At 63.1% G+C, this 20923-nt stretch carries 21 protein-coding genes and 1 tRNA gene; 9 read left to right on the top strand and 13 right to left on the bottom strand.

What is annotated here, in order from left to right; genetic code table 11:
- Positions 1–4: 4 nt before the first annotated feature.
- The 4 genes from selA (at position 5) to ACA027_RS11200 (ending at position 4480) form a co-directional block, all read left to right on the top strand.
- Positions 5–1444 (top strand): L-seryl-tRNA(Sec) selenium transferase, encoded by a 1440-nt coding sequence (gene selA / locus ACA027_RS11215; RefSeq protein ID WP_370682451.1) that lies wholly within the window; start codon positions 5–7, stop codon positions 1442–1444.
- Positions 1445–1531: 87 nt separating this feature from the next.
- Positions 1532–3457, top strand: coding sequence for a selenocysteine-specific translation elongation factor (selB, locus tag ACA027_RS11210; protein WP_370682450.1), 1926 nt, complete (start codon positions 1532–1534; stop codon positions 3455–3457).
- A gap of 49 nt (positions 3458–3506) precedes the next feature.
- Positions 3507–3602: transfer RNA gene (locus ACA027_RS11205), tRNA-Sec, on the top strand.
- A gap of 80 nt (positions 3603–3682) precedes the next feature.
- Positions 3683–4480: an alpha/beta fold hydrolase gene (locus ACA027_RS11200; RefSeq protein ID WP_370682449.1), complete on the top strand. Its 798-nt coding sequence runs from the start codon at positions 3683–3685 to the stop codon at positions 4478–4480.
- Here the strand turns inward: ACA027_RS11200 and ACA027_RS11195 are convergent.
- Together ACA027_RS11195 and ACA027_RS11190 are read right to left on the bottom strand one after the other, a co-directional pair.
- The gene (locus ACA027_RS11195) at positions 4465–5376 is read right to left on the bottom strand and encodes a bestrophin family protein (RefSeq protein ID WP_370682448.1); all 912 of its coding nucleotides are present in this window, start codon (positions 5374–5376) and stop codon (positions 4465–4467) included. The two genes, ACA027_RS11200 and ACA027_RS11195, sit on opposite strands and share 16 nt — an antisense overlap.
- 140 nt (positions 5377–5516) lie before the next feature.
- Entirely contained in the window at positions 5517–6416 is a 900-nt protein-coding gene (locus ACA027_RS11190) for an EamA family transporter (RefSeq protein WP_370682447.1), read from the bottom strand.
- Between the two features lie 49 nt (positions 6417–6465).
- On the opposite strand from ACA027_RS11190, the gene ACA027_RS11185 reads away from it, so the two are divergent.
- From ACA027_RS11185 to selD, 3 genes are all read left to right on the top strand, one after another.
- Complete coding sequence (locus ACA027_RS11185; RefSeq protein ID WP_370682446.1) at positions 6466–7035, top strand: helix-turn-helix domain-containing protein; 570 nt, start codon at positions 6466–6468, stop codon at positions 7033–7035.
- 58 nt (positions 7036–7093) lie between these two features.
- Positions 7094–7549, top strand: a complete 456-nt coding sequence (locus ACA027_RS11180; RefSeq protein WP_370682445.1) for a GNAT family N-acetyltransferase — start codon at positions 7094–7096, stop codon at positions 7547–7549.
- Positions 7550–7785: 236 nt separating this feature from the next.
- Complete coding sequence (selD, locus tag ACA027_RS11175; RefSeq protein WP_370682444.1) at positions 7786–8850, top strand: selenide, water dikinase SelD; 1065 nt, start codon at positions 7786–7788, stop codon at positions 8848–8850.
- Between the two features lie 248 nt (positions 8851–9098).
- On the opposite strand, the gene ACA027_RS11170 is transcribed toward selD, so the two are convergent.
- From ACA027_RS11170 to ACA027_RS11130, 9 genes are all read right to left on the bottom strand, one after another.
- Complete coding sequence (locus ACA027_RS11170; protein WP_370682145.1) at positions 9099–10070, bottom strand: IS481 family transposase; 972 nt, start codon at positions 10068–10070, stop codon at positions 9099–9101.
- A gap of 108 nt (positions 10071–10178) precedes the next feature.
- Positions 10179–10394, bottom strand: coding sequence for a hypothetical protein (locus tag ACA027_RS11165; RefSeq protein WP_370682443.1), 216 nt, complete (start codon positions 10392–10394; stop codon positions 10179–10181).
- A 2-nt stretch (positions 10395–10396) separates the two neighbouring features.
- Positions 10397–10597 (bottom strand): hypothetical protein, encoded by a 201-nt coding sequence (locus tag ACA027_RS11160; protein ID WP_370682442.1) that lies wholly within the window; start codon positions 10595–10597, stop codon positions 10397–10399.
- A 152-nt stretch (positions 10598–10749) separates the two neighbouring features.
- A complete protein-coding gene (locus ACA027_RS11155) occupies positions 10750–11133 on the bottom strand; it encodes a c-type cytochrome (protein ID WP_370682441.1) in 384 nt (127 codons plus the stop codon).
- A 202-nt stretch (positions 11134–11335) separates the two neighbouring features.
- Complete coding sequence (locus tag ACA027_RS11150; RefSeq protein WP_370682440.1) at positions 11336–11812, bottom strand: Lrp/AsnC family transcriptional regulator; 477 nt, start codon at positions 11810–11812, stop codon at positions 11336–11338.
- 214 nt (positions 11813–12026) lie between these two features.
- A complete protein-coding gene (locus tag ACA027_RS11145; RefSeq protein WP_370682439.1) occupies positions 12027–13400 on the bottom strand; it encodes an HD-GYP domain-containing protein in 1374 nt (457 codons plus the stop codon).
- Between the two features lie 130 nt (positions 13401–13530).
- On the bottom strand, positions 13531–14169 hold the full coding sequence (locus ACA027_RS11140) for a 3-oxoacid CoA-transferase subunit B (protein WP_370682438.1): 639 nt from the start codon (positions 14167–14169) through the stop codon (positions 13531–13533).
- A gap of 30 nt (positions 14170–14199) precedes the next feature.
- Positions 14200–14682: a DUF3806 domain-containing protein gene (locus tag ACA027_RS11135; RefSeq protein WP_370682437.1), complete on the bottom strand. Its 483-nt coding sequence runs from the start codon at positions 14680–14682 to the stop codon at positions 14200–14202.
- A gap of 3 nt (positions 14683–14685) precedes the next feature.
- Positions 14686–15384: a CoA transferase subunit A gene (locus ACA027_RS11130; protein WP_370682436.1), complete on the bottom strand. Its 699-nt coding sequence runs from the start codon at positions 15382–15384 to the stop codon at positions 14686–14688.
- Between the two features lie 74 nt (positions 15385–15458).
- Here ACA027_RS11130 and ACA027_RS11125 point away from each other — a divergent pair, with 74 nt between their 5' ends.
- Complete coding sequence (locus ACA027_RS11125; protein ID WP_370682435.1) at positions 15459–16001, top strand: LuxR C-terminal-related transcriptional regulator; 543 nt, start codon at positions 15459–15461, stop codon at positions 15999–16001.
- Between the two features lie 232 nt (positions 16002–16233).
- Positions 16234–18438 carry a catalase/peroxidase HPI gene (katG, locus tag ACA027_RS11120; RefSeq protein WP_370682434.1) on the top strand — a complete coding sequence of 735 codons (2205 nt, stop codon included), beginning with the start codon at positions 16234–16236 and terminating at the stop codon, positions 18436–18438.
- Between the two features lie 96 nt (positions 18439–18534).
- On the opposite strand, the gene ACA027_RS11115 is transcribed toward katG, so the two are convergent.
- Both ACA027_RS11115 and ACA027_RS11110 read right to left on the bottom strand, forming a co-directional pair.
- The gene (locus ACA027_RS11115) at positions 18535–19926 is read right to left on the bottom strand and encodes an RtcB family protein (RefSeq protein ID WP_370682563.1); all 1392 of its coding nucleotides are present in this window, start codon (positions 19924–19926) and stop codon (positions 18535–18537) included.
- Between the two features lie 178 nt (positions 19927–20104).
- Positions 20105–20923, bottom strand: a complete 819-nt coding sequence (locus ACA027_RS11110) for an aminoglycoside phosphotransferase family protein (protein WP_370682433.1) — start codon at positions 20921–20923, stop codon at positions 20105–20107.

Raw genomic sequence — 20923 nt, 5'->3', positions numbered from 1 at the left:
GCCTGTGGCCGCACCTACCGCCTCTCACGCTACCGCCCCTGTGGCGCCTGCCCACCTGCCTTCGGTGGACAAGTTGCTGCAGTCCGAGCTGCTTCAGCCCTTGCTGGCCGATTACGGCCGCATCGCCACCACCGACGCGGTGCGCGAGGTGCTGGAGCAGTTGCGACAGCAACTGCGCGCGGGGACAGCAATCACTCCAGAATCCATAGCTATTCCCGCCATTGCAGAGCGCGTTGCAAGCCATTTAGGCCTGTTGTTTGCGCCGCGCTTGCGCAGCGTCTACAACCTCACGGGCACCGTGCTGCACACCAATCTGGGCCGCGCCCTGCTGCCCCAGGCCGCCGTGGATGCCGTGGTGGAGGCGCTGACCACAGCGGCCAATCTGGAATACGACCTGGCCACCGGCGGCCGTGGCGACCGCGATGACCTGGTGGAGGCCTTGATCTGCCGCCTCACCGGCGCCGAGGCCGCCACCGTGGTCAACAACAACGCCGCCGCCGTGCTGCTGACGCTCACCGCACTGGCCCATGGCAAGCAGGTGGTGGTCTCGCGCGGCGAGCTGGTGGAAATCGGCGGCGCCTTCCGCATCCCCGACATCATGGCCCGCGCCGGCTGCCAGCTGGTGGAGGTGGGCACCACCAACCGCACCCATGCGCGCGACTATGAAAACGCCATCGACGACGACACCGCGCTGTTGATGAAGGTGCACACCAGCAACTACGCCATCCAGGGCTTTACCAAGGCCGTCAGCGACGCCGAGGTGACCACCATCGCCCACGCCAACGATTTGCAAATGGTGGTGGACCTGGGCAGCGGCACCCTGGTGGATCTGCGCCAATGGGGGCTGCCGCACGAGGTCACGGTGCGCGAAACCATAGAAGCCGGCGCCGATGTGGTGACCTTCTCCGGCGACAAGCTGCTGGGAGGCCCCCAGGCCGGCATCATCGTCGGCAAAAAAGAGCTGATCGCCAAGATCAAAAAACACCCCATGAAGCGCGCGCTGCGCGTGGGCAAGCTGACGCTGGCCGCACTAGAGCCCACGCTGCGCCTGTACCTGCACCCCGAGGCACTGGCACAGCAACTGACCACACTGCGTTTGTTCACCCGCCCCCAGACCGACATGCGTGCCCAGGCCGAGCAGTTGGCCCCCGTGCTGCAGCAAGCACTGGGCGCTGCCTGGTGCGTGGAAACAGCCGAGCTCGCCAGCCAGATCGGCAGCGGCGCCCTGCCCGTGGACAATCTGCCCAGCTGGGGCCTCCAGATTTACCCGGCCAGCGGCAAGCAGGCCGGCCGCCAGCTGCAGCAGCTGGAAGCCCAGCTGCGCGCCCTGTCCCGGCCCGTGATTGGCCGCCTGCACGACGATGCCCTGTGGCTGGACCTGCGCTGCCTGGAGGCCAGCGCCCAGGCCGACTTCATCGCCCAGTGCGAGCTCCTGAACCCATAGCTGCTGCAGCGCACGCACATTGCGCTTGAAGCCACTTTCACTACTGATTGACGCAGCAGCGCACAGACGCTGCGGAAAGACCACCCCATGATCATCGGCACCGCAGGCCATATCGACCACGGCAAGACCACGCTGGTGCACGCCCTCACCGGTGTGGAGACCGACCGCCTGAAAGAAGAAAAGGCGCGCGGCATCTCCATAGAACTGGGCTATGCCTACAGCCCCCTGCCCAATGGCGACACCCTGGGCATCATCGACGTGCCCGGCCACGAAAAATTCGTCCACACCATGGCCGCCGGCGCCGTGGGCATAGACCACGCCCTGCTGGTGGTGGCGGCCGACGATGGCGTCATGCCCCAGACCATTGAGCACCTGGAAATCCTGCAGCTGCTGGGCGTCAAGCGCGGCACCGTGGCCTTGACCAAGGTGGACCGCGTGCTGCCCGAGCGCGTGCAAGACGTGTGCGCAGAGATCGAGGCCATTCTCTCCGTCACCGCCCTGGCCGGCAGCCCCATCTTCCCCACCAATGCCGCCCAGGCGGGCGATACCGGCGTGGCCGCGCTGCGCGACCACCTGCATGTGCAGGCCCAACTGATGCCCGCACGCCCCCAGGACGGGCTGTTTCGCCTGGCCGTGGACCGCGTCTTCACCCTGCCCGGCCAGGGCACCGTCGTCACAGGCACCGTGTTCAACGGCCGCGTGGCCGTGGGCGACCAGCTGCTGCACTCGGCCAGCGGCCAGACGCTGCGCGTACGCAGCATCCACGCCCAAAACCAGGCCAGCGACAGCGGCGTGGCAGGCCAGCGCTGTGCGCTGAACCTGGCCGGCATCGCCAAAGAGGACATTGAACGCGGCGACTGGATACTGGACGGCCGCTTGCTGCAAGCCACCGACCGCATCGACATCCGCCTGCATCTGCTGGCCGAGGCTGCACCCATGGCGCAGTGGACCCCTGTGCATGTGCACATGGGCACGCACAAGGGCATGGCCCATGTGGCCTTGCTGCAAGACCAGCCCATAGAGCCCGGCACCGAGGTGCGTGCCCAGCTGGTGCTGGGTGCCCCCGTGTTCACCCTCCCCGGCGACCGCCTGATTCTGCGCAATGCCCAGGCCAGCCGCACCATTGCCGGCGGCATGGTGGTCGACCCCTATGCCCCCGCACGCAAGCGCCGCAGCGCCGAGCGCACAGCCTATCTGGACGCGCTGGAGCAACTGGTGGCCACGGCCAACCCCGCCCCGCTGATTGCCCAGGCTCCCCATGGCATGGCCCTGTCCCAGCTGGTGCGCCTCACCGGTCGCGCCCTGGACACCGCCAGCGCCCTGCCCGCGCTGCTGCGCTTGCCCATGGCCGATGGCGACAGCCTGCTGCTGGATGCGGAGCGCTGGCAGCCACTGCGCCAACGCGTGCTGGAGACGCTGGAACGCTTTCACGCCAAAAACCCGGACGAGCCCGGCATCAACGCCGCCCGCCTGCGCCGCATGGCCCTGCCTGGCCTGGTCCACGCCCAGCACGATGCGCTGTGGACCGGCCTGGTCCAGGCCCTGCTGCAAGACAGCAGCATCCAGGCCAGCGGTGCCTGGCTGCACCTGCCCGGCCACAGCGTGCAGCTGAGCGCGGCCGAGCAGCAACTGGCCGAAAAGCTGCTGCCCCTGCTGCATGCCGGCCGCTACGACCCGCCCTGGGTGCGTGACCTGGCCGCCGACACCGGCAGCAGCGAAGAACTGGTGCGTCAGCTGCTGCGCAAGCTGGCCCGCCAGGGCCAGTTGTTCCAGGTGGTGAAAGACCTGTTCTACAGCGCCCCCCGCATGGACGAGCTGGCCGACATCGTCAAGGAACTGGCCGGTGGCGCCGCCCACGGCGAGGTCGAGGCCCGCGCCTTTCGCGACGCCACCGGCCTGGGCCGCAAGCGCGCCATCCAGATCATCGAATGCTTTGACCGCCTGGGCTACACCCGCCGCGTGCGCGATGCCCATGTGCTGCGCCCCGATGCCCAATGGCTGCGCAGCGCTTGATGGCCGCCGTGCGCGCGCTATCAAGGTAGAATCGCGGCTTTCCCGCAAAGGAAGGCAATCGCGCCCGGTGGCGCGGCCGGGCTTCAAACCCGGTGAGGGGTGTCAGTCACTCCTGGGTTGGTTCGACTCCAGCTGCTTTCCGCCAGAACATCCAAGCCCCTGCCCTTCACAGCAGGGGCTTTTTTATGCGGGGAACGCGGAGAATGAGGGTAACCACCATCACTTATGACCTTCTCATCGGCCCCTTGCCCCACCCTCGCAGACCCCATCCCCCAGCCTGAAAAACCCATCACCTTGGTGCTGCTGCCGGGCATGGATGGGACCGGCCTGCTTTTCGGGCCGCTGGTCGCAGCGCTGCGGGAAGTCTGGCCCGTCACCATCGTGGCCTACTCCCATGACACGGCATCACAGACCTATGCAGGCCTGCAGACCCAGGCCGAGCAGGCCTTGCCGCCCGACGGCCCTCTGGTGCTGCTGGGGGAATCATTCTCCGGCCCCATCGCCGTGGCCTTGGCTGCGAAGCACCCGGGCCGTGTGGCGGGCCTGGTGCTGTGCTGCAGCTTTTTGCGCAACCCCAGACCAAGTCTGCGCTGGCTGCGCGGCCTGGCGTCCATTCCCGCCCCCTTGCCGCCAGGGCCTGTACTGAGCGCCATGCTTTTTGGCCGCTTCGCTACCCCAGGGCTGCGTACCCTGCTGAACAAGGCACTGTCCGGGGTATCGTCAGCAGCATTGCGAGCGAGGCTGCGGGCCGTGCTGGACATCGATGCGAGAGCACAAGCGCACAGCCTCGCCATGCCGGTTTTATACCTGCAGGCAAGCCATGACCGCTTGGTTCCCGCCGATGCCGCCGCTGCAGTGCAGCAGTGCTGCCCCCAGGCAGTGGTGCAATCCTTGAACGCCCCGCATTGCCTGCTGCAGGCCGCCCCGGAGGCTGCAGCAGCGGCCTTGTCCGCCTTCATCCAAGGCCTGGCCGGCACTCAGACAGCCAACGCCAACGCCCCCGTTCTTCACTCCAGGATGTAATCGCGCACCACCGGCGCCTCGGTGCGCGGCGCCTCGCCCAGCATGTCCAGCAGGGACGACTCGATCATGTGGGACATGGCCCCCAGGGCCAGGTCGTTGGCCTCGTTGCCAAAGGGATTCTCTATCTCTGCGCCCAGGGCCTCAAGCGCAAAAAATGTGTAGGCGATAAAGCAGACAATCACTGGCGTCATCCAGCCTATGGCATCCAGCAGGCCAAAGGGCAGCCAGAAGCAATACAGGTAGATGCAGCGGTGGATGATGACGGCGTAGGTAAAGGGAATGGGCGTGCTGGCAATGCGTTCGCAGCCGCCCAGGGCGCCGCTCAAATGGCTCAGCGATGCCTCCAAGGCGGGGACCACGGGGGGCGCGATCTCATGGGACTGCACCCGATCGCGCAACCATTCGCTGGCCAACAGCAAGGCCATGGCCGGCTTGAACCGCGCCTGCTCCACACGCTGGCATTCAGCTGGCGACAGAAAACGGGCCATATCGGCCGCTGCGTCGCTGCCGCGCAGCTGGTGCTTGAGTGCATGCACAAAAGCGCACAGCCGCAGCGCCAGGGTCTGGGCCTGCGCCGGGTTGCTGCACAGCGTGAGCGCCTGGCGCGTCAGCGAGCGGGCCTCGATCAGCACAGCGCCCCACAAGGTGCGCGCCTCCCAGTAACGGGCATAGCTGGTGCTGTTGCGAAAGCCCAGAAAAATGGCCAGCGTCAAGCCGATCAGCGAGAACGGCACAAAGTTCAGCGACACCTTCCAGTCCAGCACACGCCCATGGACAAAGGTCACGACCAGCGCAAACAAGGTGGTGGCGATCAACTGCGGCACGATCTTGGGCAGCACCGAGCCGCGCCAGACAAACAGCATGCGCAACCAGTGCATGGGAGGCCGGATGATCATCAGAAAACTCGCAATCGGAAGAATGAACAGAAAGGTGTCCAATGGGCAGCACAGCCCGCACCACAGCCCTCACTACGGCCCACGCCACACAGCGCCGGGCCGCCGCGGCACATTGTAGGTCGCGGCTTGCACGCTGCGGCTTACCCGCGCTGGCTCAGCACACCGGCCAGTGCAGCCGACACCACCAGACAACCGCCCACGACCAGACCCACATTCAGCACGGCATCCCCCCACCACACCGCGCTGACGGAGGCGAACACCACTTCGCAGCTCATGACCACCGCCGTGACCCTTGCGCTGAGGCGTGCAGCCCCGTATTGCAAGCAACGGTTGGAGGCCCAGAAGAGCATGGCCAGCGCCCCGACAGGCAGCATCCATTGCACGGACACCAAGGGCCACGCCACCTTGCCCATGACAGAGAAAGTACCGGCAGACAACAGTGCCGCCGCCGCACCAGCAACCGAGGCGCCCCCCAGAAACATGGCCAGTGAGCGCCCTTCGCTGGGCAGCGCGGCCCCACGCCGGAGCAGCACCGTGTTCAGGGCAAAGGCAAAACCAGACAGCACGGCGAGGATGTCGGCTACGGCGGGCGGGGCTGCCGTGGCACCCGCCAATGCAGCCGGCCCTGCCAGCACCAAGGCGGCACCCAGCACCGCCAGCAGCGCACGCACCACGGCACCTGCCGTCACCCGCTCTTTGAGCAGCAACCATGCCAGCGCAAGCGACCACAGCGGCATGAGATAGAACAAGAGCACCACCCGCACCACATCGCCAACGCCGACCGCCCAGTTGAATGCGGCATTGCCCATGCCGGATGCCAGCAGAATCCACCACAGCGATGACGTACCCACCACCTGGCGCAATGCGCCGGGGCGCCAGCACCCGATCAAGACGGCCGCCAGCAAATAGATGAACGCCGTGGCCCACAGCGGGTGCAGCCCCATGGCCTGCAACTGGCGCAACGGCCACCACGAGACGCCCCAGACCAAGGCGTTAAAAAACAGCGCCAAAGCCGGCGCAGCGGTTGAACCCAAAAACATGATTGCCACAACATTCCACTAAAGTAGATTTTCTACTATAGTGGATAGCATGGCAAATCATTCACCCCCAGAGAGCCTGATTCCCCGGCGCGTTCGCGAAGAGCGCATGCTGCGCGGGCTGACGCTGGAACAACTCGCGGCCCAGGCCGATGTCAGCCGCGCCATGATTTCAAAAATCGAGCGTGGCGAAAGCAGCCCCACGGCGGTGCTGCTGTCTCGCATCAGCGATGCCATGGGCCTGAGCCTGTCGGCACTGATGAGCGAGCCGCGTGCGGCAAGCCCGGCCATTCGGCGCATGCAGGAGCAGCCACTCTGGGCGGACCCCGAGACAGGCTATCTGCGCAGGCTGATATCGCCGCCCGGCGACAACGGTGATGTGGAGATCGTGGCCGTTGAACTGCCTGCAGGCAAAACGGTGACCTTCGCGGCCACCGAAAGCCTGCACTCGGACGACCAGATCCTGCTGCTCGAAGGCCAGCTGACGCTCAGCGGCGACGCCACCGCCTTTGTATTGCAGCCGGGTGACTGTGCACGCATGTCCACCCAGCAAACCACCTCGTTTGGCAACACGGGGACGGTGACTGCGCGCTATCTGGTGATCAAGCGGCATTACCGCTGAGAGCGTGCTTCCTTACGGCATGCCGGTGCGCCCGCCCCCCCCCCATTACGGAAAAAACATGAAACTGCATTTTGAATGGCAGCGGCTGGAGTCGCTCACCGCAGCCGAGCTGTACGCCCTCCTCCAGGCCCGCGAGTCGGTGTTTGTTGTCGAGCAGCAATGCGCCTACCAGGAAGCCGATGGCATGGACTTCCATGCCTGGCATTTGCGCGTGCTGCTGGATGGCGAATTGGCCGCCTGCGCCCGGGTGGTGGATCCGGGCCTCAAGTACACAGAGCCCTCGATTGGCCGGGTGATGACGCTGGGCAAGTTCCGCAAGCTGCAGATAGGCCGCGCCCTGGTGGCCGAGGCCATTGCCTTCACCGAGCAACATTGGCCGGGCCAGGGCATACGCATAGGTGCACAGGCCCACCTGGAGGGCTTTTACGGGTCTTTGGGCTTTCAGGCCGTGGGCGATGTGTATGACGAAGATGGCATCCCCCATATCGACATGGTCAAGCCGGCGCAGGCCTGAGCTTTACGCCCCAACCCAGCTGTAACGCTGATGTGTAGTGCACAAGGTGCTCTCTTATTGAAAGCAGCGCACGGCATTGCAGCAGGTAGTCGCGCCCAGACCACAGCCCTGCCTGGGCTTGGCTCAGCTGCCTCCCCTGGCAAGGGCATGCAAGCGGCCGATAATGGTGGCGGTGGCCGCTGTGCCACTGCGCTGTTTGAGCAGCGCTTGATTTCACCCACTGACCTGCTTTTGCCATGACCGCTTCCAGCACTTCCGCCGCCACACCCCGATTGACTTCACTCTCCCACGGTGGTGGCTGTGGCTGCAAGATTGCACCCGGCGTGCTCGCAGAGCTGCTGGCCAAGAGCAATCTGCCCAAGCAGTTCTTCCCCGATCTGCTGGTGGGCACCGAGACGGCCGATGACGCCGCCGTCTACCGCATCAACGATGAGCAGGCCATCGTGGCCACCACCGACTTCTTCATGCCCATCGTCGACGATGCCTTCGACTTTGGCCGCATTGCCGCCACCAATGCCCTGTCCGACATCTATGCCATGGGCGGCACGCCGCTGATGGCCCTGGCCATTGTGGGCATGCCCATCAATGTGCTGCCCCACGACACGATTGCCAAGATTCTGGAAGGCGGTGAGTCTGTGTGCCGCGATGCAGGCATTCCGCTGGCGGGCGGCCATTCCATCGATTCGGTAGAGCCCATTTACGGCCTGGTGGGCATTGGCATCGTCAACCCCAAGCACATGAAGCGCAATGCCGATGCCAAGGCCGGCGATGTGCTGATTCTGGGCAAACCCCTGGGTGTGGGCATTCTGTCCGCCGCGCTGAAGAAAAACCTGCTGGATGACGCCGGCTACCGCGCCATGGTGGATGCCACCACCAAGCTCAACCGACCCGGCATGGAGCTGTCGCAGCTGGCCGGCGTGCATGCCCTGACCGATGTCACCGGCTTTGGCCTGTTAGGCCACGGCCTGGAACTGGCACGCGGCGCCCAGCTCACCACCCGCATAGACAGCAGCAAGCTGCCCTTGCTGCCCGGCGTCCAGGCCCTGATCGAACAAGGCGTGTTCACCGGCGCCTCCACCCGCAACTGGGCCTCTTATGGCGCCCATGTGCAACTGGCCAGCAGCGTCAGCGATGCCCAGCGCGCCCTGTTGACCGACCCCCAAACCTCGGGTGGCCTGCTGGTGTCCTGCACGCCCGACAGCGTGCAACAGGTGCTGGAGCTATTTGCCCGCCACGGCTTTGGCGACGCCGCCATTGTGGGCCACATGGAAGCAGGCCCGGCCCGGGTGATCGTGGACTGAAGCCAAGCACGTGCGAGAGCTTGCCAAAGACTGCCTCGCACGCTCTGCAAGCCTACGCTAAAACCAGCCGTGGCTGCGGTACCAGCCCACGGTATCGGCCAGGGTCTGCGCCACCGGGCGAAACCACAGCCCCGGCTCACCTGCGCTTTTTTCCGAGCGGTTACGCACCATGGTGCTGCGCAATATGCCAGCAAAGGGCGCAGAAGCAGCACGGTTGTAGCAGCGCAGCGTCCTGCCCCTTCGCTTATCTAGGTGTCGCATCCCGGACGATCATATGGTCGCTTATTGAACAGGTCTGGATGCGTCTGATGCCACTTTTTCATGGCCTGCATGGGTGTTTTGCTTTGCAGCGCTGACTGCGGTAACTGATGGTTGTACAAGGCCACATAGCGCAGCAGCGTTTGCTCCAAGTCCTCGGCACTGTTGAAGTGGTGGGTCTTCAAAACATCGGCAATACGCCCATTGAAGCGCTCCACCATGCCATTGGTTTTGGGCGTCCTGGGCTTGGTCAGCCTATGCTCAATGCCCAACTGCTCACACAGCATGTCGAACTCGTGATTGCCGCTGGGCTCACGCTCACGGCTGGCAAAGAGGCGATCCGTGAACTCCTTGCCGTTATCGGTCAACAGCTTGGTGATCTTGATCGGACAGGCTTTGTGCAAAGCCTTCAAAAACGCCTTGGCGCTGGCTGCCGTTTTGTTGACAAAGACCCGCACAAACACCCAGCGCGTGGCACGGTCAATGGCCACGAACAGATAGCGGCGCTTGGTTTCATCCTGCATCTGCGGCAGGTACTTCACATCCATGTGCAGATAACCCGGAACATAGTCTTTGAAGGCTTTGTGGGGCTGCGCAGGCACGGCAGGTTTCAAGGCATTGAGATTGCCAACGCCATGGCGGCGCAAACACCTGTCCAGGCCCGAGCGCGAGACCTTGGTGCTGATGAACTCGTGGGTGACGGCCAGCAAGTCATCCAGTGGCAACTGCAAGGCCCGGCGCAGATGCACCACCACGATCTCCTGCGCAGACGTCAACTGTGTCTGTAAACGGTGTGCAGTGTGAGAGCGGTCTTGCACGCTATCGCGCTTCTTCCATTTGTAGACCGTCTGCTCGGTAATGCCATGGCGCTGTGCCAGTACGCGTGCGGGCTCATTGCTGCTCGCGATCTCGGCACGCACAGCGGGTGTGGTGCGGGCATTCTTGTGTAAAGCAATTTGCATCACAGGCTCCCTGTTGCTTGCAAGGACTGTACAAGCTCACGAAGCACATCGCGAGCAATGAGCAGTGGATAACGATTTTTGTCTATGCAATCATCCGGGATGCGACATCTAGGCTCGCGCATAGATGAGCTCCAGCCGGTCAACGGCAGCTTGCACGAAATCTTCCGGCAGATCCTGAATAATTCTGGAGGCAGGGGTAAATACATCTGCCCCATGGATTCTCTCAATTTCTTCCAGCTGCGCCATGCGAAGCGCGCGATCACGGGGGTAAGAGGTGCCAAAATAATCCAGTGCACCTTGCAATGCCCGAAGCGTGATGGGCATATTCAGGCTCTCAAGACCTGATTTTGCAAGAGGTGCAGATCACCCGCACTATTCCAGAAAAACTGATTGAGCGTTCCATTCATGGTCTCGGCCTCCAGCCACCACAACGCAATCGCCTCTTTTTCTTCTTGCAACAGCCATTCGAAGCCTTGATCCCAGCGTTGTTCGAGCAACGTCCAGGTTGCAGATTCCATAATACCCATATATTCATCCAGCCCAATATAGAGAAAATAAAAAATGCTTGCTGCTCACGTTTTTTCACGTGAGAAGCCAGGTTGAATGGTGAAGCGAATACGGCATCAAATTGCAAATCCGATGCATCACTGCACGGCGAAGCAAGCCCATCGCTTATCACTCATCGATTTTTGGATAGCGCACCCAGCATATATTGATTCAAATCACGAAAGTCCTGAACCCTCCAAGCAAATGGCGGTAGCTTGACCGCATTTTCTTGCAAGGTTCTCGGAATCAAGTCACCATTGGGGCGGAGTATGATGGAGGACACAATAACACCGGGATAATCTTTTAACCGTTTTTTGAAAGCGGGGGTTGTGAGATCCGGCGTAGGAGGATTGCTTTTCTTCGCCAATGGCCCTGTTCCTTTGAGATCTTCGCCATGGCATACGGCACATCTTTGCAGATAGATATTCTTGCCATTTAGATTATCTGCCAAAGACCATGGCGTGTGAATAAGTGCCAAAATTCCCAGCGAAGTGGTGAATAATATTTTTATTTTCATGTGCTCTGGCTTGATAGATCAGCGCTGAATGGATTCTTCCGGGGTGTGCCGCGGCTTCGATGCAATGGAGCAGCATGCCGTGTGACGCGGATCACCTTCGGGCCTGGTGCCAGCATCCGCCCCTCACACAAAAAAGCACCCCGTAGGGCGCTCTTGTTTTGATAGCTTCTGCTGCGCTTGCACAGTGCTCCAAAGCCTTTTTTCACTCCATACCCTCCTGCGCCTGCAGCGGCGAGGTGGTGCGCCGGTCAATCTTGCGGTTGAGCACCACCGAGGTATAGGTTTGCTGGATGCCGTCGATCATGCCGATGCGGTCCAGCAATGCATCCAGCTTTTCATTGCTTTCGCAGCGCAGAAACACCATGTAGTCGTACTGGCCGCTGACGGCCGAGACCTCTTCCACCTCGGTCAGGCGGTTGAGCGCCTGCATCACCGAGATCGCCGTCTTGGGCTGTACGCGGATGCCGCAATAGGCGCGCACCGAGGCCTGCTCCATGCGCGGGCCCAAGCGCACGCCGTAGCCGGCGATGATGCCCTCCTGCTCCAGCCTGGCGATGCGGGCCACCACCGTGGTGCGGGCCAGGTCCATCTGGCGCGCCAGGTGGGCAGTGGAGGCGCGTGCATTGGTCTGCAGCAAGCGCAGCAGTTGGCGATCGGTTTCGTCGAGACGGTAGTCCATGGTGAAAGCGCAATTTCTTAAAACGTAACGCCGCAGCTGCAGCCAGGGGATGCACGAAGGCGCGGCGCTGCAGTGTAGGCTGCCCTACCTCCACACCGGATAAAAATGATGAAACAAACGCCAAAAAAACGTCATTTCGTCATCCGCAGGCTTTTATTTTTTGCGATTCGCTGAAGCGGCTGCACATTCCGCGCGCGACACCGACCGCTTCAACTCAAGCGCCTGGGCTTGTCTTTGCGGGCTTCAGGCGCTTGCCCGCCAACACGGCCTGGGCTTGCTCCACCCAGTCGGCCACGGCACGGGCCACGGCGTCCTGGCGCTGCATCACCTGGGGCCAGCGGCGCAAGCAGGTGTGCAGACAGGTTTCCAGCTGCCACAGTGCTTCGCGGTTGATAAAGGACTGCTCGGTCAATGCCTCGGGCGAATGCTGCATCCAGTGCATCATGGCAATTTGCTGCTTGGGCAAGGCGCCGGCCTCGGCCAACTCGGCCTCCAGCGCGGCCATGCGCGCATCCATGAACAGACCTGCCCGCCCGCTGGGCAGCACCTGCCATTTGCTGGGCAGACGCGTACGCAGGCGCTGCCAGAGGTCCAGCAGCATGGACAGCCGCACCAGGCTGTGGCGTACCTCGGCGGCCACCGGTTTGGGGTCGCTGGTGCCCAGTTCGGGTGCCAGACGCAGCAGCTGGTGCACATGGCCCACCAGATCCGCCGGAAAACGCTGGCGGTTGAGCCGCAGCATCAGCGACAGGCGCATGGCCGGCCTGTCTTGCGCAAATTTGTCGAAGAAGGCAGACACCACTTCCGAGACCAGCAGGATCTGGCCCAGTGGCGAAATATATTCCCCGCTCACATTGCGCGGGTAGCCGCTGCCATCCATGCGTTCGTGGTGTTCCAGCACCGCCATTTCGACTTCGGCAGGATAGGCCGCCGTGGAGCGCACCACCAGCATGGCGGTGATGGAGTGCACCGAGAGCTGGCGGCGTTCGTCCAGCGTGAGCTTGTGTTGCGGATCGGTCCAGCTGGGCTCCATGAACAACATGCCCACGTCATGCAGCAGGGCCGCTGCCGCCAGCTGCGCCAGTTGCTCGTCGCTCAGCCCCTGGCGCACGCCCAGGTAGATCGACACCAGCATCATGCTCAGGCTGTGCTCATACAGGACCTGGCGCTGGCTGCGCATCACCGTGAGCTTGAAGCTGGCTTGCTGGGGCCATGCCATGTCGGCCAGCGGGGCCAACAAGCGCCATTGCTCGCCCTCACCCAATGCCCGCATCAACATGCGCGGCAGCATGGCCGATTCACACAGCGTCATGCACTCGGCTTCCAGCGTGGGCACATCCACCAGTTGGCGGACATCGACCAGCTCGTCAATCGGATGGCGCAGCCGCTCGTTGACCAGGCTGTCGTAGAAGGCGCTGTCCAGCAGCATGCCCTTGTCGGCCAGCCGCACACCATTGGCGGTGTAGATGGCGTCGCGCAAGACCAAGGACTGGTCCTTTGCCATCGAGGCAATGGCCCGCAGGTAATGGGACTGATCGAGGAGGCTATCTGCCTCGGCAATCTGCAACAGGTTCGAAGGGACGCTCATGCAGCTTGGTGATTGGAACTTCCCCGATCATACGAAACGTGCGCATCAACGCATCAATACCAGCCCGTACGACGACAAGAGGGGCCCTCACGGGGCCCCCTTTTTGCTCAGTCTCGCGCAGCGCGTGGCATCAAGCCAGCAGCTTCACGCCCGTCTTGGACTGGATTTCTTCCAGGCTCACGCCGGGTGCCAGCTCCACCAGCTTCAGACCTTCGGGGGTCACATCCATCACGCCCAGGTCGGTGATGATGCGGTCCACCACGCCCACACCGGTCAGTGGCAGCGAGCAATTCGGCAGAATCTTCAGGTCGGTGGTGCCGTCCTTTTTCTTGGCCACATGCTCCATCAGCACGATGACGCGCTTCACGCCTGCCACCAGGTCCATGGCGCCGCCCATTCCCTTGACCATCTTGCCGGGAATCATCCAGTTGGCCAGGTCACCCTTTTCGCTGACCTGCATGGCGCCCAGGATGGACAGGTTGATCTTGCCGCCACGGATCATGGCAAACGACTGGTCCGAGCCAAAAATGGCCGAGCCGGCAATCGTGGTCACGGTCTGCTTGCCGGCGTTGATCAGGTCGGCATCGACCTGGTCTTCGGTGGGAAACGGGCCAATGCCCAGCATGCCGTTTTCGGACTGCAGCCACACTTCCTTGTCGCCCGTGTGGTTGGCCACCAGCGTAGGAATGCCGATGCCGAGGTTCACATAGAAGCCGTCTTCGAGTTCTTGGGCCGCACGCGCGGCCATCTGGTCTTGGGTCCAAGGCATAAGTGCCTCCTGAATAAATCGTGATTGACGTTATTGATAGTCGCCGGAGTCGATCATGGGCTGCAGGTGTTCCACCACACCATCGAGCAGATGCACCAGGTCGACGGCGCGACCGTCTTCCAGTCGTTTGATGACCATGCCGCGGGCACCCACCTGTATGGTGGTCTCGCGATAGCGCACCACCGGGTCTGTACCCCAGTCGTCGGTCACCATATGCCAGTCCATGTCGTCCATTTCGCAGGTGAGTGCGTCGCCCAGCACCACGCCCAGGCCCTGGGCCAGGAGCAGGTTGTCGGGCTGCACCAGGCCGCGATCGAGCAGCCCCTGCAACTGGGCCAGACCGCTGCGGTCCATGCTCCAGTCCATCAGCCCCAGCTCACGTGCGGCCACCTGGCACACCAGCAGGCGCTCACGGTCCAGCTGTTCCAGCTCTTGCGCGTTGAGCGGGCGAAAGACTGCTGGGGCGGAAGGTTCCGCCCCCTCGTGGTCGGACAAATTGGACACAGTCGCCATGGATCAAGCCTCGCGCACCGTGCGTTTTTCGATGCGCTTTTCGGGCGTGGCGTTGTGCACGATGCGGTGCACATAAATGCCGGGCAGATGGATGTCGTCCGGTGCGATCTCGCCCACTTCCACCAGCTCTTCCACTTCCACGATGCAGACCTTGCCGCAGGTGGCGGCAGCCGGGTTGAAGTTGCGCGCCGTCAGGCGGAACTGCAGGTTGCCGCTCTTGTCGGCACGCCAGGCTTTCACCAGGGCCACATCGGCCACGATGGAACGCTCCATCACATAGGTTTCGCCATCAAACTCGCGCAGCTCCTTGCCTTCGGCCACTTGCGTGCCCACACCAGTCTTGGTGAAGAAGGCGGGAATGCCGGCACCGCCGGCGCGCATCTTCTCGGCCAGCGTGCCCTGGGGCGTGAATTCCAGCTCCAGCTCGCCCGCCAGGTACTGGCGCTCGAACTCCTTGTTCTCGCCCACATAGCTGGCAATCATCTTCTTGATCTGGCGTGTTTCCAGCAGCTTGCCCAGACCAAAGCCGTCCACGCCGGCATTGTTCGAGGCAATGGTCAGGCCGGTGACACCGCTGTCGCGCAGTGCGTCGATCAGGGCCTCGGGAATGCCGCAGAGCCCAAAACCACCGACAGCCAGCAGCTGTCCATCGGCCACCACGCTTTGCAGCGCAGCGGCGGCGGAAGGGTAGAGCTTTTTCATGCAAGTCTCCTTGTTGTGTAATGCACTACGATACTACGTATGTAATTAAGTAGTTTTTCGTAAAGAGTTGCACCATGGAGATGGATTACAAGCTGGCGTTCGAGATGGCTCCTGTGGGCCTGGTGATCTCGCGCAACCGCACCATGGTGGACTGCAACCACCAGGTCTGCGAGATGTTCGCCATCTCGCGCGAATTGATGGTGGGGCAATCGTTCCAGATCCTCTACCCCAGCGCCGACGAGTACGAGCGCCTAGGTGCCCGCATGGCCCCGATTCTCAATGCCAAGGGCCACTATTCCGACAACCGCATCATGAAACGCGCCAGCGGCGAGACTTTCTGGTGCCATGTCAGCGGCCGCGCGCTGGACCGCGACAACCCCCATGCCTCCGGCATCTGGAGTTTTGAAGACCTGTCTTCCCAGCGCCCTGTCAAGGCCGAGCTCACCGGCCGCGAACGTGAGGTGGCAGCCCGGTTGCTGGAGGGGCTGACCTCCAAGGAAATCGGCAAAGCCCTGGCCATCAGCCACCGCACGGTGGAGATCTACCGGGCCCGGCTGATGCGCAAATACGGCGCCTCGACCGCGGCCGATCTGGTGCACAAGCTGGTCGCAGGCTAATTCGAGGTTCTGTCTGACAACGGCCATGCCCCAGCACATGTGCTGGGACATCGGGGGGCACCATGTTTTCGTCTATGGTGGACTTGGGTTTTTTCAATCGGTTTCGCCTTGTACACCCAATAGGGCAAGCCGATAATAAATCCCACATTGATAGCAATGAACTATCAATGAACAAACCCCGATTGCACACCTCTGATTGCAATCGCCTTGCCCCCTCGCAATGGAGCCCACCATGACCACCGAATCCAAGTGTCCCTTCCACCAAGGCCGCAACAGCGAAACCGCTGCAGAAGGCAATGGCACGACCAATCGTGACTGGTGGCCCAATCAGTTGCGCGTGGACCTGCTGAGCCAGCATTCGCCCAAGAGCAATCCCCTTGGCGAGAGCTTTCGCTATGCCGAAGCCTTCCAGCAGCTGGACTACGAGGCCGTCAAGCGCGATCTGCGCGCCTTGATGACCGACTCGAAAGACTGGTGGCCCGCCGACTTTGGCCATTACGGCCCGCAGTTCATCCGCATGGCCTGGCATGCCGCCGGCACCTACCGCGAGCAAGACGGCCGCGGTGGTGCAGGCCGCGGCCAGCAGCGCTTTGCCCCGCTCAACTCCTGGCCCGACAACGTCAACATCGACAAGTCCCGCCGCCTGCTGTGGCCCATCAAGCAGAAATACGGCAACAAAATTTCCTGGGGCGATTTGATGATTCTCTGTGGCAATGTGGCGCTGGAGAGCATGGGCTTTCGCACCTTTGGCTTTGCTGGCGGCCGCGTGGATACCTGGGAGCCTGATCAGGACGTGTACTGGGGCGCAGAAAAGCAATGGCTGGCCCCTACGGCCAACCCGAACAGCCGCTACAGCGGTGAGCGCGACCTGGAAAACCCGCTGGCCGCCGTGCAGATGGGCCTGATCTATGTGAACCCCGAAGGCCCGGACGGCAATGGAGACCCCATCAGCGCGGCCTTCGACATTCGTGACACCTTTGCCCGCATGGCCATGGATGACGAGGAAACCGTGGCCCTGATTGCCGGCGGCCACACCTTCGGCAAAACCCATGGTGCCGGCCCGGCCACTCATGTGGGTGCCGAGCCCGAGTCCGCCGGCCTGGAAGCCCAGGGCCTGGGCTGGGCCAGCAGCTTTGGCTCTGGCAAGGGTGGTGATGCCATCACCTCCGGCCTGGAGGTCACCTGGACGCAAACCCCTGCGCAATGGAGCAACTTCTTCCTCGAGAACCTGTTCAAGTACGAATGGGTCAAGGAGAAAAGCCCGGCAGGCGCCATCCAGTGGGTGGCCAAGGACGCAGACGATGTGATCCCCGATGCCCATGGCGGAGCGAACAAAAAGCCCACCATGCTGACCACGGACATCTCGCTGATCCAGGACCCCATCTACGAAAAAATCGCGCGCCGCTTTCTGGAAAACCCCCAGGCCTTTGCCGAAGCCTTTGCCCGCGCCTGGTTCAAGCTGACCCACCGCGACATGGGCCCACGCAGCCGCTACCTGGGCCCCGAAGTCCCCAAGGAAGAGCTGATCTGGCAAGACCCCATCCCTGCCGTCAAGCACCCGCTGGTGAATGCCTCCGACGTCGCGGCCCTCAAGGCCAAGGTGCTGGGATCGGGCTTGAGCGTGCAAGAGCTGGTGGGCACAGCCTGGGCCTCGGCCTCCACCTTTCGCGGCTCGGACATGCGCGGCGGCGCCAATGGCGCCCGCATCCGCCTGGCTCCGCAAAAAGACTGGCAGGCCAACCAGCCCGAGCAGTTGGCCAAGGTGCTGTCCACGCTGGAAGGCATCCAGCGCGAATTCAACAAGGCGGCCGACGGTGACAAGCGCATCTCGCTGGCCGACCTGATCGTACTGGCCGGCAATGCCGGAGTGGAAAAAGCGGCGGCCGACGCCGGTGTGCAGGTCAACGTACCCTTCCGCGCCGGACGCGCTGACGCCAGCGCCGATCAAACGGATCCCAACTCCTTCAAGTACCTGGAGCCCAAGGCCGATGGCTTCCGCAACCACCTGCAGGGCCAATTCCCTGCGCCCGCAGAAGCCCTGTTGATCGACAAGGCCCAGCTGCTGACGCTGAGCACGCCCGAAATGACGGTGCTGCTGGGCGGCCTGCGCAGTATCAATATCAACACGGGTGGCAGCCAGCACGGCGTGCTGACCGCCACGCCCGGCAAATTGACGAATGACTTTTTCGTCAACCTGCTGGACATGGGCACGCAGTGGAAGCCCCTGGAAGACGGCAACTACGAAGGCGTGGACCGCAAGACCGGCGCCAAGCGCTGGACCGGCACCCGCGTGGATCTGGTCTTTGGCAGCCACGCCGTGCTGCGCGCCGTGGCCGAGGTCTATGCCGAAGCCGACAACCAGGCCAAGTTCTACAAGGACTTTGTCGCGGCCTGGACCAAGGTCATGGAGCTGGACCGCTTTGACCTGAAGCCGTGATGCAGCCCCGTGGCGCGGACAGCGTGCCACGGCCCATCGCCTCCCCACCAAGCGCCCTTCGGGGCGTTTGGTGTTTTCGGTGTGTGCCTGACGCGCTCAGGCCTTGAAGGTCAGCCAGGGCTTGAGCCTGACGCTGGCACGAATCAAGCCGGCCTCCTCCTGTGCCTGCAACACCGGCCCCACGGGCTTGTAGGCGCTGGGCGCCTCCTCGATCAAACGCTCCTCGCGCAAGGTGATGCACTGCCAGACGGACTCGACCAGGGCCTGCTTCATGCGCCGCGTGTCCTGCCGGCGCACCTGGCGGCCCGCCCCATGGCTACAGGACTGCAACCAGTCTTCGTTGCCCAGGCCCTGGACCAGAAACGAGTAATCCCCCATGGAGCCGGGAATCAACGCCCACTGGCCTGCATGGGCAGGTGTGGAGCCTTTGCGGTGCACATTCAACTCGCCCTCGGTCATGACCACGTTGTGCGGCACATCCACGATCAACCGCGAGGCATCGGGCGGCGCAAGATCGGCCAGTTGCAAACGCACCAGCTCGGCCAAGGCCATGCGGTTGAACCAGGCATAGCGCGCGGCCACGCCCATGGCCTGCAGGTACTCGCCTGCCAGTGCGCCGCTCAGACCATACAGACCGTGAGCGGGGTGCTTGCGACCCTGCGGCCATTGCTGCCTGGCCAGGTCCATCCAGCGGCGACCCACGTAAAAGCCCACATCACGTGAGCCGGTGTGGATCATCACCGTGACATCACCTTTTTTCAGCCCTGCGGAATAGGCTGCATGGCGGTCGTAGACCTCGTCCACCACGCAGAACTCCAGAAAATGGTTGCCACTGCCCAGATCGGCTGCCGAAGGTGGGCGCACGATTTCTCGCGCCTGCAGCAAGGCCTCGGGGGCGTAGCGGCTCTGCCCGGCAAAGTCCTGCAAGCCCACGCAGTGGGCCAGCTCGGCCTGTAGGCGGTCGCGGTCCACGCCCTGCCACAAGCCCAGCGCAGGCAGCGCATCGATAAAGGCCGAGGGGCCTTCATCAAACAGGGCCTTGAAGCCCTCGCTGCGCACCGGCACATCGCGGCCGTTTTTGAGAATGGCCTGGGTCAGGCGCGCGATGATGGTGGGTTTGTGCTGCTCGGCCTGCGCCTGGGTCAGCCCTGTGCTCATCAAGCGTATGCCGCAGTTGATGTCCGTGCCGATGGCGGCGGGAATCACAAAGTCCGGCGAGGTGGCCACCACCGACCCCACTGGCGCAATGCTGCCGGGGTGAAAGTCCGGCGTCGCACAGGCCTTGCAGACTGCGCCATGGCCGTTGGGATCGGCCACGGAGGCGAAGTCCAGCAACTGGCTGACGGCTTTGTGCTCCAGCGGCAAACTGGCTGGCAGCAAGATGCTGGCGGCGGCCTGCTCGTTGTGGATTTGGTAGATATTGTCTCGGTAAGAGACCTGGATGCCCTGGCGAGACAGGGCTTTTTGCAGTCGGGAAAGCTTTCCCAAAGAGTGCGACATGATGCTGAAACTGAGGTACGCAAATGCAGCCTCCCCGCTAAGGCGGGAAAGCCTGGTACCTTCGAGCAGCAGCTTCAAGAAGGAAGTAAGCGGCCCATTCTAGTCAATCTGCGGGCAGAGCATCAACGCTGCGTGGCAAATATGCTGCAATGAAGCATCACACCGCTCAAAGTCTGGCCGCGGCCATGTGGGCCACCGCCAGGGCCGTATCGGGGTTGCTGCCATCCTCCAGATGCCATGCCGCAGAAAGGCCGGCCCAAGCCAGAATCCACTGCAACAGCCGTTGCGGCTCCAGGCCTGCCGCTGCGGCCACCACCTCCAGCCTGCGCTCAAACCGCGCCGGGTCGGTGGCAGTTTGCGCATCTGGGTTGCAAAACAGATTGGCGTAGTCAACCCCACGCTCGCCCACCAGGCCCTTGGGGTCTATCGCCAGCCACCCACGCGGGCCAAAGTCGAGGATGTTGCCGTGGTGTATATCGCCGTGCAGGGCCACCACATCCTGGGGCCCGGCCAGCAGCGCTGTGGCCGTTGCTGCAGCCGTGGCAAAGATACCGCCCTGTACCTGTACCCCTGCACAGTGGTGCAGCGCCTGAAACCAGGGCCGCAAATCCGTCAGCACCGGCAACGGCGCCGCGCGCGGCGTGTGCAGCCTGGCGACAACTTCGCACATGATGCGGCAGGCCTCCTCGTCATGCCCATGGCGTGCAAGTTCATCCAGGCTCCTGGGCCCCTGGGCGCGCTCCAGCAGCAGCGCATCGCCACCATGGGCCAGCACCCTGGCGGCGCCCTGCCCTTGCCACCAGGCCATCAGGGCAGCGCCGCGTTTCTCTTCTTCCTCGGTGGCCACTTTCAGCATGGCGGGCAGGCCCTCGCATCGCACCGGCAGCAGTTGCCCGTTGGGGCTCAGCATGGGCTCACCATCCGGCACCAGCCCCCACGGCTCCAGATAGGCCGTCAACATGGCTGGCAATACAGGCAAGCTCAT

The sequence above is a fragment of the Comamonas sp. GB3 AK4-5 genome (genome assembly GCF_041320665.1).
Lineage (GTDB): Bacteria > Pseudomonadota > Gammaproteobacteria > Burkholderiales > Burkholderiaceae_C > Comamonas.
The sequence above is the reverse complement of the archived record's forward strand: the minus strand, read 5'-3'. Positions and strand labels throughout refer to the sequence as shown.